The organism is Amnibacterium flavum, assembly GCF_003097495.1.
GTDB lineage: Bacteria > Actinomycetota > Actinomycetes > Actinomycetales > Microbacteriaceae > Naasia > Naasia flava.
This window is the reverse complement of record NZ_QEOP01000001.1, coordinates 1,298,634-1,315,472: the sequence shown is the minus strand read 5'-3', so window position 1 is coordinate 1,315,472 and position 16,839 is coordinate 1,298,634. Positions and strand designations below refer to the sequence as shown.

The window sequence follows — 16,839 nt, the reverse complement described above, 5'->3', positions numbered from 1 at the left end:
CCGAACGCCTCGTCGAGTATAGGCGATCAGCGCGCCACTCTCCAATCGCGGCTCAGGCGAGGACCTGCAGGGCGCCCTGTCTCACCTCGACGTCGACGGGGAGAGCCGCGATCCGCTCCCCGTCCGCGTAGGCGACGATGCCCGGAGCATCGATCCGAACCGACCGGGCCCGCACGATGTCGACGATGTCGAGGGAGGTGTGCGCGCCCGAGAACACCTTCGGGAACAGGCGCAGGAAGCGCAGCCGGGTGACGGGCCCGACGAGGACGAGGTCGAACAGGCCGTCGTCGAGTTCCGCGTCGGGCGCGATCTGCATTCCGCCGCCCAGTGAGGTGTTGTTGGCGAGCGCGAGCAGCACGCCGCGGGCGTCGCGGGAGACGCCGTCGACGACGAGACGGTAGTGGAGCGGGTGGAGGACGATGAGTTCGCGCAGCAGTGCGAGGGTGTACCGGCTCGGCCCCTTCGGGTGGCGCATCCGGTTGGCACGCTCGTTGACGATCGCGTCGAACCCGGCGGACAGCACGGACACGAACCAGGTCTGGCCGGCGCCGTGCCGGATGAGTCCGGCATCGATCGTCCGGGCCGGCGCCTCGAGCGATGCGAGCAGTCTGCTGATCGCCGCTTCGGTGTCGCCGAGCGGGATCCCCAGTCCGCGCGCGGCGTCGTTGCCGGTGCCGGATGGCACGATGCCGAGCGGCACGTCGGTGGTCGCCACGAGACCCACGCCCAGGTGGACCATGCCGTCGCCGCCGACGACGACGAGCGCGTCCGTTCCGCGGTCGATCGCGGCGCGCGCCGCCGCCTGCAGTTCGGCCATGCTGCCTTCGGACAGCGCGGTGACCTCGTATCCGGCGGCTCGGAGCCGCTCCTCGGTCCGCGGACCGACCGCGCGGCCTTTGCCGAACGAGGCGCTGGGATTGATCGCGAGCACCACACGACGACGGGAGGCCATCTGGACATCTTGGCGGAGAACCGTCGCCGAGGCCGACGCCTCGCTCGGAGGCGTCGGCAGATCCATCCGCGGAGCGGCGGATCGAGAGGTCAGCGACCGCCCAGCTTGAGGCGGCGCAGCAGCTGCGCGTTGAGCGCTACGACGATCGTCGACAGCGACATGAGGATCGCGCCGACGGCCGGCGAGACGAGCAGGCCGATGCCGATGGCGACGCCGGTGGCGAGGGGGAGGGAGATCACGTTATAGCCGACCGCCCAGCCGAGGTTCTGAGCCATCTTGCGGTACGTCGCGGTGGACAGGGTCAGCACGTCGTCGACTCCGCGCGGGTCGTCGGAGGCGAGGACGATGCCGGCCGACTCGATCGCGACGTCGGTTCCCGCTCCGATCGCGATGCCGATGTCGGCCTGCGCGAGGGCGGGCGCATCGTTGACGCCGTCGCCGACCATCGCGACCCGGGTTCCGCCCTTCTGCAGTTCGCGGATGGTGGCGGCCTTGTCCTCGGGCAGCACCTCGGCGAGCACCTCGTCGATTCCGACCTCTGCGGCGACCGCGTCGGCCACCTCCCGGGCGTCGCCCGTGACCATGGCGACGCGGACGCCGCGGGCCCTCAGGCGCGAGACGGCTTCACGCGCCTCGGGACGGATGACGTCCGCGAGCGCCAGGTAGCCGGCGACCTGATCGTCGACTGTCACCCAGACGACCGTGTGACCCAGGCTCTGCACGGCCGCCGCGCCCGCTGCCAGCACGTCGTCGACGCTCACCGAGCGGGCGGACAGCGCACCGGGGCTCAGCACCGCGACGGTCCGCTCGCCGACCCGGGCGGTGACTCCGCGACCCGCGAGCGACTCCATCGACTCGGCCCGTACGACACTGAGCCCGCGTTCGCTCGCGGCCGCGACGATCGCGCGGGCGATGGGGTGCTCGGATCGCGACTCGGCGGCGGCGGCGAGGGAGAGCAGCTCGTCGTCCCTGTCGTTGTGGGCGCCGATCTCGACGACTCCCTGGCGCCCTTGGGTGAGGGTTCCCGTCTTGTCGAAGACGACGACCTGGATCCGTCGCGCCTCTTCGAGCGCCGCGCGGTCGCGGACGAGCAGACCGACGCGAGCGCCGATCGAGGTGGAGATCTGGGCGACGAGCGGGATCGCGAGACCCAGCGCATGCGGGCAGGCGATGATCAGCACGGTCACGACCCGTTCGAGCGTGAATGCGGGGTCGTCGGGCCGGATGATCGCCCAGGCGATCACGGTGACCAGCGCGACCGCGACTGCGACGTAGAACAGCCACTTGGCGGCGCGGTCGGCGAGCAGCTGCGCGGGTGACTTGCTGGCCTGGGCCTCGGCGACGAGTCGCATGATGCCGGCCAGCGCGGTCTGCTCACCTGTCCTGGCGACCTTCACCGTCAGGGCGCCGGTCACGATGCTGCCCGCGACGACGCCCACGCCGGGAGCGACTCGGACCGGGCGGGACTCGCCCGTGAGAAGCGATTCGTCGACGTCTGCTTCACCGTCCACGACGTCGCCGTCGGCGGGGACCGCCTGCCCGGGGCGCACCACCACGAGGTCGCCGGTCGCGAGCTCTGACACCGGAACGGTCTCGGTGTCGTCGGCGAGGGACGGGTCGGCGCCGGGCAGGAGCCGTTCGGCCCGGTCGGGCAGCAGGGAGGCGAGGGCGCCGAGCGCGTTGCCGGCGCTCATCACCGCGGACATCTCGATCCAGTGGCCGAGCAGCATGATCGTGATGAGGGTGGCGAGCTCCCACCAGAAGTCCATGCCCTCGAGCCCGAGGGTCACGGCCGCGCTGTAGCCGAACGCGACGACGATGGCCAGCGAGATGAGGGTCATCATGCCGGGAGACCCCGCGCGCAGTTCATCGACTCCCCCACGGAGGAAGACGAGCCCTCCGTAGAAGAAGAGGATCGTGCCGAACACGGCCGGGATGAACTCGCTACCCGGGAAGCGCGGACCGTCGAGGCCGACGATCTCCTGGAGTCCGTGCGAGAAGACGAGCGTCGGAATGGTCAGGACGAGGCTCAGCCAGAACTTGCGGCGGAAGATCGCGGGGTCGTGACCCGCATGGCCGGAATGATCGTGGGCACCGTGATCGTGAGCACCGTGATCATGGGCACCGTGATCGTGGGCGCCATGTTTATGGGCACCGTGATCGTGGGCGCCATGTTCATGGCCGCCGTGATCGTGGGCGGCATCATCGGGCGCCGCGTGACCGTGGGCGCCGTGACCGTGTGCCGGGCCGGACTCGGTGTGCGCGTGATCGGCGCCCTTGTGGCTGCCGGAGTGGTCGTGGGCCGAGGCATCCGATCCGCCGTGCGGCGCCTGCTCGTGGGCGTGCTCCGCCGCTGCTCCGTGCTCGTGCGAGGTGTGTCGATCGGCTGCCATGATGCTCACCAACCTATACCCCCCAGAGGTATATTCCCGGTTTGCTTCGTTCAGGTTCGAGGTGTTGGCTGATGCCCATGAGAGTCACGAAGTTAGAGCACTCCACCCTGCGCATCGACCAAGCGGGCAAGACCCTGTTCCTCGATCCCGGCGCCTTGACGACCGCGATCACCGAGACGGGCAACACCGTGGCGATCGTGATCACCCACGAGCACCCCGATCACTGGTCGGAGGAGCAGCTGAATCGCATCCTCGCGAACAATCCCGATGCGAAGATCTACGGCCCCGAGGGCGTCGCTCTCGCGGCCTCCGGATTCGACGTGCAGGTCGTCGCGCCGGGCGACACCGTGACCATCGAGCCGTTCACCCTTCGTTTCTTCGGAGGCAGGCATGCGGTCATCCACCCCTCGATCCCCGTGATCGACAACGTCGGCGTGCTGATCAACGACGCTCTCTACTACCCGGGCGATTCGTTCTCGATCCCCGAGGACGTGAAGATCGACACTCTGGCGACTCCCGCCTCGGCCCCTTGGCTGAAGATCAGCGAGGTGATGGACTTCGTGACAGCGGTCGCTCCCGCGCGCACCTTCCCGATGCACGACATGCCCCTGTCCCAGATCGGCAAGAACCTGCACTACGCACGCATCAAGGATGTGACCGAGGCTGCCGGCGGCGAGTTCTTCCCCCTCCAGCCCGGCGAGACCATCGACCTCTGAAGGGTCGCGCCCGAGCGGGCGCGACCCCTCAGCGGTTCAGTGGCCTTCAGCGGTTCAGTGGGACGGGACGATGACCGCGCGCCCGCGGACGGCTCCCGCGTGCAGGGCCTCGTAGGCCTTGGGCCCGTCGTCGAGCGAATAGACCTCGACTTCCACCTCGACCTGACCGCGTCGGGCGAGGTCGAGCACCTCGATGAGCTCTCCCCTGCTGCCCCAGTAGGGAGTTCGGACGGCGACGTCGTAGCCGATGCCACCGAAGGCGACCTTCGCCACCCCGCCGCCGATTCCCACGATCGTCACGTCCGCCTCGGCGGCGGCGGCAGCGATCGCCGTGTCGACGGTGGGCTGGACGCCGACGAAATCGAAAACGGCATCGGCGCCGAGGCCGCCCGTGAGATTCTTGATGGCCTCGACGGCGTTCGCATCGCTGAGGATCGCGTGATCGGCGCCCACGCGTGTGGCGAGAGCGAGCTTCTCATCGTTCACGTCGAGAGCGATCACCACGGCGCCGGACAGCGCCTTGATCAGCTGGATGCCGACGTGTCCGAGCCCGCCCGTGCCGATCACGACGGCGGTGGTTCCGGCGCCCAGCTTGGGCAGCGAGTTCTTGATGGCGTGGTACGGCGTAAGTCCTGCATCGGTGAGCGAGACGTTCTTCACGGGGTCGAGATCCCCCAGGGGGACGAGGTGTCGCGGGTCGTCGATGAGCATGTACTCGGCCATCGAGCCGGGGCTGCCCAGTCCGGGAGGCTTGATGCCCTCGGCGGCCGCATTCACGCAGTAGTTCTCCTTGCCCTGTGCGCACATGTGGCAGCGACCGCAGCCCCAGGGGCCGTAGACGGCGACGGCGTCGCCCACGCTGAGATGCTCGACCCCTTCACCGAGCTCCTCGACGATGCCGGCCCCCTCGTGACCGAGGGTGAGCGGCAGACCGTAGGTGTACTGCTCCTCGGGGAGGCTCATGACGAACTCATCGGAGTGGCAGACGCCCGCGGCGGTCACCTTGAGCAGCACCTGGCCTGGCCCGACGACGGGCTTCGGGATGTCGACGACCCGCGGAGGCTGGCCGATCTCGACGTATTGCAGAGCCTTCATCGAAACTTCTCCCTTCGGAGTCGACACCCGCCGACTCCCCCATCGAACGTAGGCGACGAGGTTGAACGGAAGGTCAGAGGCGAGAGCTCAGTGCGTGTTGTAGACCTCGGGCCGCAGCGCGATGACGACGCGGTCGGGCGAATCGGCGGGCGGCTCCTGCTCGGCATTGCCGTACCGCTGGCCGAGCACCACGTAGAAGGCGCCCGTCGGGTCGGGCTCGATGCTCTCGAGCTCGCCGCGGATCTCGAGGTAGCGGTACGGGTCCTCGGGGTCGATGATGACGAACGAGAACCTCGGCTCGGCCTCGAGGTTCTTGGTCTTCTGACGTGCGCCCGTGTGGGTGAAGCGGATGAGCTCGCCGTCCCACTGGAACCACATGGGGGTGGCCGTCGGCGCACCGTCGATCCGCACCGTGGCGAGTGAGCCCACGATGGGTCGCTCCAGGAGGTCGAGATAGCCGTCGGGGATCGTCTTCGAAGTAGCCATGGGGCCACACTAGGGCGCAGCCCCGACAAACCGAGGGTGCGGGACCGAGGCGGCGAATGCGCGGGCTGCCGGGCGACGAGACTCACCCGACCTGCAGCATCCCTGCGGAGCCTGCGACCTGAGTCAGTCCGATGCTCCGAGAGCCGTGAGCACGCGGGGAACCGAACCGCCCAGGCCCCACTTCTCGCCGAGCGCCTCGATCGCACTGCGCCCGGCAGCGGTCACCCCGATCCGGGAGTGGACCTTCGGCAGTTCGAGGTCGCGCGCGACGGCGACCACCGCGGGCGCCTTCTCGAGGTAGTCGGCCGCGGCTCGGATCTTCGTCTTCACGCCGACCGCGATGCCCGCGGACGCGCCGCCGTTCGCCGCTGCGATGATCCCGTCGAGATCACCGAACTTCGCCAGCAGCGACGCCGCGGTCTTCTCCCCCACCCCCGGCACGCCGGGCAGACCGTCCGAGGTGTCGCCGCGCATGGCGGCGAAGTCGGCGTACTGCGCCGCGGACACCCCGTACCTGTCGCGCAGCACCTCATCGGTGATGATGTCGAGCTTGCTCATCCCACGGGCGGTGTAGATGACGCGGATGTCCCGGTCGTCGTCGACCACCTGGAAGAGGTCGCGGTCGCCGGTGACGACGTCGACGGGCGTGGTCGCCGTGGCGCACAGGGTGCCGATGATGTCGTCGGCCTCGTAATCGGGCTTCCCCACGATCGGGATCCCGAGGGCGTTCAGCGTCTCGATGATGATCGGCACCTGGATGGTCAGCGGGTCGGGCACGACTTCCACATCGGAGCCGTCGTCGACGACCTCGGCCACGCGGTGCGCTTTGTAGCTCGGGATGAGGTCGACCCGCCACTGGGGGCGCCAGTCGTCGTCCCAGCACGCGATGAGGTCGGTGGGCTGGTACTCGGTCACGAGGCGGGCGATCATGTCGAGCAGACCGCGTACCGCGTTGACGGGCGTGCCATCGGGCGCCTTGATCGTGTCGGGAAGCCCGTAGAACGCACGGAAGTACATCGCCGCGGTATCGAGCAGCATCAGACGCGCGCCGGTCGCACGAGAATCGGTCACGACCCGAGTCTCGCGCACTCCGCGCCGAACGCACAGACCTGGGTTGCCCAGTTCGGCCCACTCAGCGCCGGTTCCAGGGGGCAGAAGTGGGCAACTCGACCGGGCTGCCTTGGGACGGTTTGCACCGGACCCGATGTCGGAGGTTGGTGGCAGAGTTCGGGATATGGAGAGCACGACGACGAGGCGATTGGCCGAACAGGCCGCGCGTCTCGACGTCCGGGTCGAGTCGCTCCGCGGCATCGTTTCCGGGTCGACAGTCGAGACCCTGATGAGCGCGTCCGACGCCGATCTGCTCGACTGCACGGCCGAGGCGATCGAAGTCCTCCGCCTGGCCGAAGCCCCCGTCTCGGCCGGAATCGGCGAGATCGCACGGCGAAGCGAATCCACGCTCCCCGACCCGCTCGCGCGTCGCCTCGGAGAGAAGAGCGCAGCCTCGCTCATCGCGACCCGCACCCGGATGCCACGAGCCGAAGCCGCCCGATTCGCGCAGCTCGGTCTCTCGCTGACACCGCGGGAGGGACTGACCGGCGAGATCCTCCCGCCGTTCTTCGCCCGCGTCGCCGACACCCTCGCCGACGGTGCCATCGGGGCGACAGCGGCCCGCACGATCGTCGCCACCCTCGAGCACGTCGAACCCCACGCCACCCTCGACGACCTCGAGATCCTCGAGAAGGCCCTCGTCCACGGCGCCTCCGAGCAGTGGTCGGCGCAGACCCTGCGCGACGTCTGCGTTGAAGTTCAGGACCGGTTCGACAGCGACGCCGACCTCGAAGCCCGAGAACGCGCATCGCACGAACGGCGGTTCGCCCGCGAGACGGTGCGAGCTGACGGAGGAAGCGACTGGCACCTCCGCTCCGACGCGGAAGGCTCCCCCTACATCCGTGCGGCGATCGACATGCTCATTGCACCCCGTCGGCAGCCTCGCTTCAGCGACGAGGACTCCGCCGAGCCGGCCGACGACGCGACAGCCGACAAGCGCACGATGGACCAGCGGCGGGCCGACGCCTTCCGCACCCTCGCTCAGATGGCGCTCCGCTCCGACGACGGCGAGCTCGGCGGAGTCGACACCACCGTGGTGATCCACGTCACCGAAGCCGTCGCGACCGGGGACGTGCAGGCCGAAGAAGAAGAGTCCCGCGAGCCCGACAGCGCGTGGATCGAAGGCACGGAGGTGGCGATCAGCGGCAAGACAGCCCGCCGACTGGCGCAGAACGCCGAATTCGTCCGTCTCACCGTCGACTTCAACGGCCAACCTCTCCGGCTGGGTCGCACCAAGCGCTTCTTCAACCGCCCCCAGCGGAGGGCGATGGCTGCACGGGATGGCGGCTGCATCTGGCCCGATTGCGATGCGCCACCCCGCCGCTGCGATGCCGCCCACATCACGCCATGGAGCGCCGGCGGCCCCACCGACATCGACAACGGCGCACTGCTCTGCCACTTCCATCACCGACGATTCGACGAAGACGGCTGGCTGCTGCAGTTCATCGACGGGATCCCCTGGTTCACCCCACCACCGCACGTCGACTCGACCCGGACACCGAGGCAGGGCGGCAATCGCCGCAGACTCGCGCAGCAGGCACGGCGCAGCTGAAACGAACTCCGCAGCTCACGCTCCAGCTGAAGCGCGGAGCAATCCGGCGTCTACGCGATGCTCTCCAGCACTGCCATCGCCGCATTGTGCCCGCCGAGCCCGCTGACCGCTCCCCCGCGTCGCGCCCCGGCACCGCAGAGAAGCACACGCTCGTGCGTCGTCGCGACACCCCAACGCTCAGCCGGTGTGCCCGGTTCCTCGTCGAGGAACGGCCACGACAGCGGACCGTGGAAGATGTTCCCGCCCGTCAGACCGAGCGCATGCTCCAGATCGAGCGTGGTCTTCGTCTCGATGCACAGCTCGCCGTTCGCATCGTGCATCACCAGATCCCGGATCGGCTCCGCGAGCACCGAATCCAGCGAGTCCAGCACCGCCCGCTCGAGCTGCGCCCGGCGGGCGTCGTTGTTCTCCTCCGTGATCAGACGGTCGGGAACGTGAAGCGCGAACACGGTCAGAGTCTGCGCGCCACTCGCCCGCAGCTCGGGGCCGAGGATGGACGGGTCGCTCAACGAATGGCAGTAGATCTCGCACGGCAGCACCCTCGGCACCGAACCAGCCGCGGCCTCGTCGTAAGCGCGCTGCAGCTGCTCGTACGACTCGTTGATGTGGAAAGTCCCGCCGAACGCCGCCTCCGGCGACACCGACTCGTCACGCAACTCAGGGAGGCGGCTCAGCAGCAGATTGACCTTGACCTGAGACCCTTCGGGACGAGAGCTCGGCGGCAGATCCTCGCCGAGCAGGCCCGACAGCACGGCGGGCGTCGCATTCGAGAGAACCCACTCCGCCGACACCGAACGGCCTACCCCGTCATGAGTGAACTCGACCCTGCCGGAGGGGTCGACGGCGGTCACGACGGCGCCGGTCACGATCCGGGCCCCCGCCTCCTCCGCCGAACGCGCGAGCTCGGAGGTGACCCGACCCATGCCGCCCACCGGCACATCCCAGTCGCCGGTGCCGCCGCCGATCACGTGGTAGAGGAAGCACTTGTTCTGCTGCAGGCCGGGATCGTTCAGCTCGGCGAAGGTGCCGATGAGCGCATCGGTTGCGGCGACCCCGCGCACGAGGTCGTTTCCGAGACGCGACTCGATGAACTCCCCGATGGGCCGCTCGAACACCGCGTCCCACAGGATGTCGTCGGCGACGAGCGCCCTCGCTTCGCCCCGGGTCGGGAGAGGGCTCGTGACCGTCGGCCAGAGCGCTTCCGCCACCTGAGTGGTGTCTCGATAGAACTGGGCGAAGGCCTCACTGTCCGCCGCCGCGCCGATCCGGTCGAACGACGACCGGGTGGCTTCGTCATCCTCCTGGTCGATGAGAAGGCCCGCACCGGCCGGATCCCCCGGCAGGGGCGTGTACGACGAGAACCGGCGTCGCACCAGCTCGATGTCGAGGCCGAGATCGTCGATGATCACTCTCGGCAGCAGGCTCACCAGGTAGGAGTACCGGGACAGGCGGGCGTCGACCCCCTCGAAGGCGACCGCGCTCACCGCGGCGCCGCCCACCTTGTCGAGCTGCTCGAGCACGAGCACGCTGAGGCCCGCCCGAGCCAGGTAGGCGGCCGCGGTCAGACCGTTGTGGCCACCGCCGACGATGACCGCGTCGTAGGTCGCGGCGATGGGCTCAGTGCCATGTCTGGTCGGATTCGACTGATCCATGATGCTGCGAGCCTAATTCGGCCGTCGCGCGCTGCGGTGAGATTCTCATCGCCGGGACTTGTACTGCTGGGGTGCCTGGACTCGAACCAAGAACAACTGAACCAGAATCAGCCGTGTTGCCAATTACACCACACCCCATCGGACGCTCTTCCGCGTGAACGGGAGGGCATTTCCGGGTGGATCCGAGCAAGCTCGAACCGACAAGCAAGCTTAGCCTATCGAGCGGGCTCGCTCGTACGGTCCACCAGGATCGCTGCCGCCGCACGTGCCCCCGCACCCGCCGCGACCACCAGCTGCTGAGGTCCGGGCGGCGTCGAATCGCCCACCGCGTACAGACCGGCGACCGAGGTGCGCCCACCGTCGTCGACGACCAGCAGCCCCTCGGGCGTCGTCTTCTCCACCCCGAGCGAGTCGAGGAATCCGAGTGGCGCGCTGTAGATCGGCCGGATGAACCCCGCCGACCGCGGAACCACCTCGCCGTCCGCCAACTGGACTCCCGTCAGTCCGCTCCGATCCCCGACGACATCGGCGAGAGCCCGTCGCTCGACCCTCACTCCACGCTCGGCGAGCTCCTGCTCGTCGTCATCGGACACCTCCGCGACTCCCCCGGTGAAGACCACGATGTCGTTCGACCACCGGGACAGCTGGCGGGCCTGACGGGCCAGATCATCGGTCTCGCCGATCAACGCCAACGGCTTGCCGGCATGCTCGTAGCCGTCGCAGATCATGCAGCTGTGCAGGGTGGTGCCGTAGTACGCGCGGATGCTGGGGAGCTCCGGCAGCTTCTCCGACAGTCCCGTCGCGATGACCACACTGGTCGCGAGCACCGAGCGAGCGGGCGTTCCGCGCACACCGTTCGCCTCGACACGGAACGCATCGCCCTCGCGCGTGACCGAGCCGACCGCCGCGAACTGGACCTCGCAGTTGTCGTACGCCTCGAGCTCCTCACGCCCTAGACGGCGCAGCTCGGTCGGCGCGATGCCGTCGCGCGTGGGGAAACCGTGCGCCTTGAGAGTCGCCGAGTGGCGCGGACGATTGGAGTCGAGCACGAGCACCTCGAACCGGGCGCGGGTCAGGTTCAGTGCGGCGGCGAGGCCCGCGGGCCCCGCGCCGATCACGACGACGTCATACGACTCCCGGAGCGCCTCGTCAGCCACGCGAACGACCCTCGAGCACCTTCGAGAACCGGTCGAGTCGTGCCATCGTCTCCGCCTTGCCGAGGATCTCGAGGGACTCGAACAGCGGCGGCGACACCCTCCGGCCCGACGTGGCGGCCCGGACCGGACCGTAGGCCACACGGGGCTTGAGGCCCAGCGTCTCGATCAGGGCGCCCTCGAGGGCGGACTGGATGACGTTCGCCTTCCAGTCGACGACGGGGATCAGCTCGAGCGCGTTCACCGAGCCTGCGATGACCTCGCCCGCTGCGGCGGGCTGAGTCGCGACGACCTCGTCGTCGTAGACGATCTCGTCCGCCGAGACGAAGAACGAGGACAGCATGCCCGGTGCATCACCGAGGAGCTGCATGCGCTCCTGCACGAGGGGCGCGAGGCGGATCAGCAGCGCCGTCTGCTCGTCGCTCGGCTGCTCCGGCAGGACGCCGGCCCGCGCCAGATACGGCGTGAGGCGCATGGCGAAGTCCGACGTCTCGAGCAGCCGGATGTGGTCGCCGTTGATCGACTCCGCCTTCTTCAGGTCGAAGTGAGCCGGGTTGGGGTTCACGTTCTCCACATCGAACGCGGCGACCATCTCCTCGAGCGAGAACACGTCGCGGTCGTGGGTGAGCGACCAGCCGAGCAGAGCCAGATAGTTGACGAGCCCCTCGGGGATGAACCCGCGGTCGCGATGGTGGAACAGGTTCGACTCGGGGTCGCGCTTCGACAGCTTCTTCGTGCCCTCGCCGAGCACGGAGGGCAGATGCCCGAAACGCGGGACGGCGGTGGCGACCCCGATGTCGATGAGCGCGCCGTAGAGCGCGATCTGACGCGGGGTCGACGAGAGGAGGTCCTCGCCGCGGAGCACGTGGGTGATCTCCATCAGGGCGTCGTCCACCGGGTTCACGAGCGTGTAGAGCGGGTGCCCGTTGGGGCGGACCACGACGAAGTCGGGGAAGGACCCCGCCGCGAAGGTGATGGGGCCGCGCACGAGGTCGTCGAACGAGAGGTCGGTGTCCGGTACACGCAGCCGCAGAGCGGGCTCGCGACCCTCCGCCCGGAACGCGGCGCGCTCGGCCTCGCCGAGGTCGCGCTCGAAGTTGTCGTAGCCGAGTTTCGGATCGCGACCCGCGGCGATGTTGCGGGCTTCGATCTCCTCCGCGGTAGCGAAGCTCTCGTAGAGGTGTCCGGCCGCCTTCAGCCGCTCGATGACGTCCGCGTAGATGTCGTAGCGCTGCGACTGACGGTAGGGGCCGTGCGGCCCGCCGGCATCGACGCCCTCATCCCAATCGAGGTTCAGCCAGCGCAGGGCGTCGAGGATCTGGTGGTAGCTCTCCTCCGAGTCGCGCGCGGGGTCGGTGTCCTCGATACGGAACACGAAGGTGCCGCCGGTGTGGCGTGCATAAGCCCAGTTGAACAGGGCGGTGCGCACGAGCCCGACGTGGGGCGTGCCGGTGGGCGAGGGGCAGAACCGGACGCGCACATCGGCGCCGGTCGCGGTGGTCACAGGGAAGCTAGACATACGGCCTCAACCCTACCGACCCGGCCTGCGCCCGAACCTCGACACGAATCAGAGAGATCAGGTCTCGAGAAGGCCGGAATCCGTCGCGAGTCGATAGATTCGTCGCCCCATCTCCTCGATTCGCGCGGGGAGGGGTCAGGTGCGCGGCGGGCGGCAGAGCAGGACCTCGCCCGACCCGCGGAAACGCAGTTCTCCCGCCGAGTAGGGGGCGAGGAACGTCGTGCCCGACGGCAGCGGGTCGGCCAGCCCGTCGAGGGTCACCTCACCCGCGGCGACGACCACGATCGCGAAGCCGCGCGCCAGTTCGGCATCGCCGGCGATCTCCCTGCGCTCGATGCGGAAGAACTCGTCCGCCTCCGCCGGCAGGACCGACTCGCCGTACCCCGTCGAGCGGACCAGCCCGTCGAGGGCGGCACCCGTGCGCTCGGTGATCTCCACACCGGTCAACGCCACATCGAAGCCGAGCCCCAGGTGCCCGTCGTTGACCCCGTCGAGGTCGAAGTCGCCCCATTCGAGCAGGATCGACAGGTCCTCCGGCTCCTGGACCTCGAGGAGGAAGACGCCCTCGCCGATGGCGTGCAGCACACCGGGCGGGACGAAGACGACATCACCCGCCTCGACGGTCAGGTGGTTGAGTTCCGCGAGCAGCGCGGCGTTGTCCTGGGACTCGACGAGAGCGGCGACCTCGTCGAGAGGGAGATCGCGCTTCAGGCCGAGGTGAACGTCGCCGCCCTGGAGGATGTACCAGGCCTCGGCCTTGCCGTGCGCGAGACCGAGGTGCTCGCTCGCCCATGCCGTCGAGGGATGGGCGTGCACCGGGAGGCGCTGTCCGGCGTCGAGGAGCTTCACGAGGAGCTTGGTGTCGGCGCCGAAACGATCGACGTGCTCGGCGCCGAGCCAGTGCTCCGGATCCGATTCGACGGCCGAGCGGAGCAGCCGGCCGTCGGGAAGCGTGGTGAGACCCTGTTCGGGCTCCCCGTTCACGGTCGTGACCGAGCCGATCCAGTCCTCGGGCTCGTGGTCGAGCGCGGCGGGCTCTCCACGGAAGTCGGTGATGCGCGATCCGCCGCGGTAGAACCGCTCGGGCGGGCGATTGGACGGAAGCGGAATGAAGCTCACGCTGAGACCTCGCGCCGCGATCGGGCGAATGCCTCGATGAACCCGCCGACGAAGGTGTCGCCGAGCCCGATGGTGGTGGGCGAGGCCGTCTCGATGCGGTACGCGGGCAGGACCACGACCTCGGAACCGTGCCGGGCGGTGAACGCCTCGGCGAACGCCGCGCCACCCGGATTGACGGGCTGCCCGGCGATGGCGGCGTAGTCCTCCGCGCTGAACACGTCGCCGTGCAGGTAGCGCGCACTCGCCATCGTGATACCGCCGAGCAGCGCCTCGCGGTAGCGGCCGGCGGTCTCCCCGGCGGCGAGGGACCAGTACTTGGTGTGGATGGTCAGCACTCGGGCGGGAATGAGACGGCGCGCATCTTCGAGCGCCGCCTCAACCTGGTCGACGTCCAGGAGGTCGACGCTGCGACCCAGATAGGTCTGCAGTTCGTCTTCGTTCATGCTGTAGACGTCGATGAAGGGCAGGAGCGCGTCGCGGACGAGCGCGCTCATGCTGAGAATGTGGAACCCGGCGTCCTCGTACATGACGACGGCGCCATCGGGCAGGTGGGACAGGTGCTCGCGCAGCTGGCCGAGACGCTCCTCGATGAGCTCGACGTCCTGCACGACGTTGAATCCCGAGATGAGGAACACGTCCGCATCCTCGAGGAGTGAGCCGAGCTGGGGGCTGAGCACCAGCTCACGGGCCGGCGGATCGTTGGCGAAGATGACCCGGTTCGGGTGCGGCGAGGTGATCGAGGTGCGGTCGAAGTGGACGGTCTCGCCCTCCCGGTACTGCAGGATCAGGTGCGGGTCGAGGGTGTCGCGATCGGCGCTGCACACGTAGGCGCAGTCCTCCGGGAGAAGCCGCCGCACGTTGTCGTCGATGCTGACCAGGTGCAGGATCGACGGCTGGCCGAGTACGCGCATCGCGAGCGCCGCCCGCACACTGGTGCCTCCCAGCGTGATGGCGGTCTCGAACCGTGCGGCGAACTGCTCGACGAGGTCGGAGGAGACGACGAATCGTTCTCCCCCGGCCCCGTCTCGCAGGAAGGCGAGCAGAACGGTGACGAGGGCCCGCTCGCTGTCGACGGGGATGGCCGTCGACAGTTCCGCGAGGGTGATCCCGTACTCGTCGGCGAGTTCGCCGATGACCTCGGAATCCCAAACCACTTCGTAATCGACGGTCCCTTGAAGGCCGAGAACGATGTTTCCCACAGTGCTCCGTTCGGATCGCTCAGCTTCGAGTCGACTCAGTGTGACTCAGTCTGACTCGGTCGAGCGTTGGTGACTCAGTAGAGCGATGCCTTGCCGGCGGTGCCGAACAGGTCGATCTTCTGGCCGGCGACGGCCTGCATGGCCTCGACGCAGGGCGGGTAGATGGTGTCGGGCTCGCGGAGCTTGGTGTCGGCGAGCACCTCGCGCATCTTGGTGAAGTAGGCCACCTTGATGTCGCTCGAGATGTTGATCTTGTTGACACCGGTGCGTGCGGCCTCGGCGATCTCGTCGTCGGGGTTGTTCGATCCGCCGTGCAGGACCAGCGGGATGCCGACGGCGCGCTTGATCTCCTTGAGGAGGTCGAGCTTGAGCTCGGGCTGCAGGTCGTCGGGGTAGATGCCGTGGCGGGTGCCGATGGCGATCGCGAGGCTGTCGACACCGGTCTCGGCGACGAAGCGGACCGCGTCATCCGGGACGGTGTAGATGATGTCGGCGGTGCCGGACTCGGCGTAGCCGTCGGTCTTGCCGATCGTGCCCAGCTCGCCCTCGACCGAGAGGTCGACGATGTGTGCGGTGTCGGTGACGCGCTTCGTGATCGCGACGTTCTCCTCGAACGGGTGCATCGACGCGTCGATCATGACCGAGGTGTATCCGCCCCGGATGGCGCCGACCGCCGCCTCGTAGGTGAGCCCGTGGTCGAGGTGGATCGCGACGGGAACCGACGAGAAGTGCGCACGCTGCCGGATGGCCTGGAGCACGTCGTAGCCGAGGAGCGCGATCTCGTTGGGGTGGATCGCGATGATGACCGGCGCGTTCTTCTTCTCGCTGATGTCGATGAGGCCGTTGAACATCTGGTAGTCCGCGACGTTGAAGGCGGGGACAGCGAAGCTGTTCGCATTGGCGACGTCGAGCAGGGTCTTGCCGTTGATGAGCACTTTGTTTTTCTCTCCTTGTTATGTGAGGTCTGAGCTCTGCGGTCGGTCAGCTCTTGACGGAGCCGGACACGAGTCCGCCGAGGAAGTAGCGCTGGAAGAAGAGGAAGAGCAGGACCACCGGGATCGACCCGAGGATGCTCATCGCCATCATTTCGTTCCACTCGTACGAGTGCTGGCCCATGAGGAGCTGGATGCCGATCGGCACCGTCCTCATGTCCTCCGTGCGCGTCAGCGTGAGGGCGAACAGGTATTCGTTCCACGCGATCATGAAGGTGTAGATGCCCACCGAGACGATGCCGGGTGTCGCGATCGGCACGAGGATGCGCCACAGCGCCGTCCAGGATCCCGCCCCGTCGACGCGGACCGCTTCGTCGAGCTCCCGTGGGAGCGTGTTGAAGTAGCCGGTCATCATGATGATCGCGTAGGGCAGCGTGAACACCATGTAGGTGAGGATCAGTCCCGGATAGGTGTTGTAGAGCCCGAATCCGACGACGAGGCCGAAGTAGGGGATCAGCAGCGTGATGGGCGGGACCGCCTGCACGCTGACGATGACCACGTTGATGATCCGCTTGCCCTTGAACTCGAACCGGCTGAACGCGTACGAGGCCAGGATCGCGATGAACAGGGTCAGCAGCGTCACGGCGATGGAGACGACGTAGCTGTTGATGAAGAAGCGGACCTTCGTCGGGTCGTTCAGGATCGAGAAGTACGCGTCGAGCGAGAAGTTCTCGGTGAGCAGCCGCGGCGGGTACTCGAAGATCTCCGTGTTCGACTTGAACGAGCTCGACAGCATCCACAGGATGGGTCCGCCGGCGAAGGCGGCACCGAGGATGAGCAGCAGGACCGCGCCGACTCGGAGCCAGCGCCGCTTCTTCTCGCGCGGGGAATTGCGGATGGCGAGGGGACGTGCCTCGTTCGTCGCCATGACGGCGGGCGGTGTCTTTGCGATGGTCATGA

At 68.3% G+C, this 16,839-nt stretch carries 14 protein-coding genes and 1 tRNA gene; 2 read left to right on the top strand and 13 right to left on the bottom strand.

All coding sequences use genetic code 11. The features are described 5' to 3' along the window. Positions 1–52 precede the first annotated feature (52 nt). Complete coding sequence (locus DDQ50_RS06100; RefSeq protein ID WP_116756135.1) at positions 53–952, bottom strand: diacylglycerol kinase family protein; 900 nt, start codon at positions 950–952, stop codon at positions 53–55. Between the two features lie 89 nt (positions 953–1,041). Then, a complete protein-coding gene (locus DDQ50_RS06095; RefSeq protein WP_116756134.1) occupies positions 1,042–3,345 on the bottom strand; it encodes a heavy metal translocating P-type ATPase in 2,304 nt (767 codons plus the stop codon). Positions 3,346–3,422: 77 nt separating this feature from the next. Here DDQ50_RS06095 and DDQ50_RS06090 point away from each other — a divergent pair, with 77 nt between their 5' ends. Then, on the top strand, positions 3,423–4,061 hold the full coding sequence (locus DDQ50_RS06090) for an MBL fold metallo-hydrolase (protein ID WP_116756133.1): 639 nt from the start codon (positions 3,423–3,425) through the stop codon (positions 4,059–4,061). A gap of 54 nt (positions 4,062–4,115) precedes the next feature. On the opposite strand, the gene DDQ50_RS06085 is transcribed toward DDQ50_RS06090, so the two are convergent. The 3 genes from DDQ50_RS06085 to DDQ50_RS06075 all read right to left on the bottom strand — a co-directional run bounded on the left by DDQ50_RS06085 (position 4,116) and on the right by DDQ50_RS06075 (position 6,680). Continuing rightward, a complete protein-coding gene (locus DDQ50_RS06085) occupies positions 4,116–5,156 on the bottom strand; it encodes an NAD(P)-dependent alcohol dehydrogenase (protein ID WP_116755749.1) in 1,041 nt (346 codons plus the stop codon). Between the two features lie 87 nt (positions 5,157–5,243). Then, the gene (locus DDQ50_RS06080; RefSeq protein WP_116755748.1) at positions 5,244–5,642 is read right to left on the bottom strand and encodes a PPOX class F420-dependent oxidoreductase; all 399 of its coding nucleotides are present in this window, start codon (positions 5,640–5,642) and stop codon (positions 5,244–5,246) included. Between the two features lie 123 nt (positions 5,643–5,765). Beyond that, the gene (locus DDQ50_RS06075; protein WP_116756132.1) at positions 5,766–6,680 is read right to left on the bottom strand and encodes a 5'-3' exonuclease; all 915 of its coding nucleotides are present in this window, start codon (positions 6,678–6,680) and stop codon (positions 5,766–5,768) included. Between the two features lie 196 nt (positions 6,681–6,876). Here DDQ50_RS06075 and DDQ50_RS06070 point away from each other — a divergent pair, with 196 nt between their 5' ends. After that, positions 6,877–8,304 (top strand): HNH endonuclease signature motif containing protein, encoded by a 1,428-nt coding sequence (locus DDQ50_RS06070; protein ID WP_165829715.1) that lies wholly within the window; start codon positions 6,877–6,879, stop codon positions 8,302–8,304. A gap of 50 nt (positions 8,305–8,354) precedes the next feature. Here the strand turns inward: DDQ50_RS06070 and DDQ50_RS06065 are convergent, their stop codons facing one another. The 8 genes from DDQ50_RS06065 to DDQ50_RS06030 all read right to left on the bottom strand — a co-directional run bounded on the left by DDQ50_RS06065 (position 8,355) and on the right by DDQ50_RS06030 (position 16,837). Beyond that, positions 8,355–9,956, bottom strand: a complete 1,602-nt coding sequence (locus DDQ50_RS06065) for a phytoene desaturase family protein (protein WP_116755746.1) — start codon at positions 9,954–9,956, stop codon at positions 8,355–8,357. A 66-nt stretch (positions 9,957–10,022) separates the two neighbouring features. Then, positions 10,023–10,094, bottom strand: a tRNA-Gln gene (locus tag DDQ50_RS06060). A gap of 77 nt (positions 10,095–10,171) precedes the next feature. Continuing rightward, positions 10,172–11,113, bottom strand: coding sequence for an NAD(P)/FAD-dependent oxidoreductase (locus tag DDQ50_RS06055; RefSeq protein WP_116755745.1), 942 nt, complete (start codon positions 11,111–11,113; stop codon positions 10,172–10,174). After that, positions 11,106–12,629, bottom strand: coding sequence for a glutamate--tRNA ligase (gene gltX, locus DDQ50_RS06050; RefSeq protein ID WP_116755744.1), 1,524 nt, complete (start codon positions 12,627–12,629; stop codon positions 11,106–11,108). The genes DDQ50_RS06055 and gltX overlap by 8 nt, the downstream gene beginning before the upstream one ends. A gap of 135 nt (positions 12,630–12,764) precedes the next feature. Continuing rightward, positions 12,765–13,748: a class I mannose-6-phosphate isomerase gene (locus DDQ50_RS06045; protein WP_116755743.1), complete on the bottom strand. Its 984-nt coding sequence runs from the start codon at positions 13,746–13,748 to the stop codon at positions 12,765–12,767. Next, positions 13,745–14,947, bottom strand: coding sequence for an ADP-dependent glucokinase/phosphofructokinase (locus tag DDQ50_RS06040; RefSeq protein WP_116755742.1), 1,203 nt, complete (start codon positions 14,945–14,947; stop codon positions 13,745–13,747). The genes DDQ50_RS06045 and DDQ50_RS06040 overlap by 4 nt, the downstream gene beginning before the upstream one ends. Before the next feature lie 74 nt (positions 14,948–15,021). Continuing rightward, complete coding sequence (locus DDQ50_RS06035) at positions 15,022–15,882, bottom strand: ketose-bisphosphate aldolase (protein ID WP_116755741.1); 861 nt, start codon at positions 15,880–15,882, stop codon at positions 15,022–15,024. 46 nt (positions 15,883–15,928) lie between these two features. Then, positions 15,929–16,837 (bottom strand): carbohydrate ABC transporter permease, encoded by a 909-nt coding sequence (locus DDQ50_RS06030; protein ID WP_240614248.1) that lies wholly within the window; start codon positions 16,835–16,837, stop codon positions 15,929–15,931. Positions 16,838–16,839: the final 2 nt, after the last annotated feature.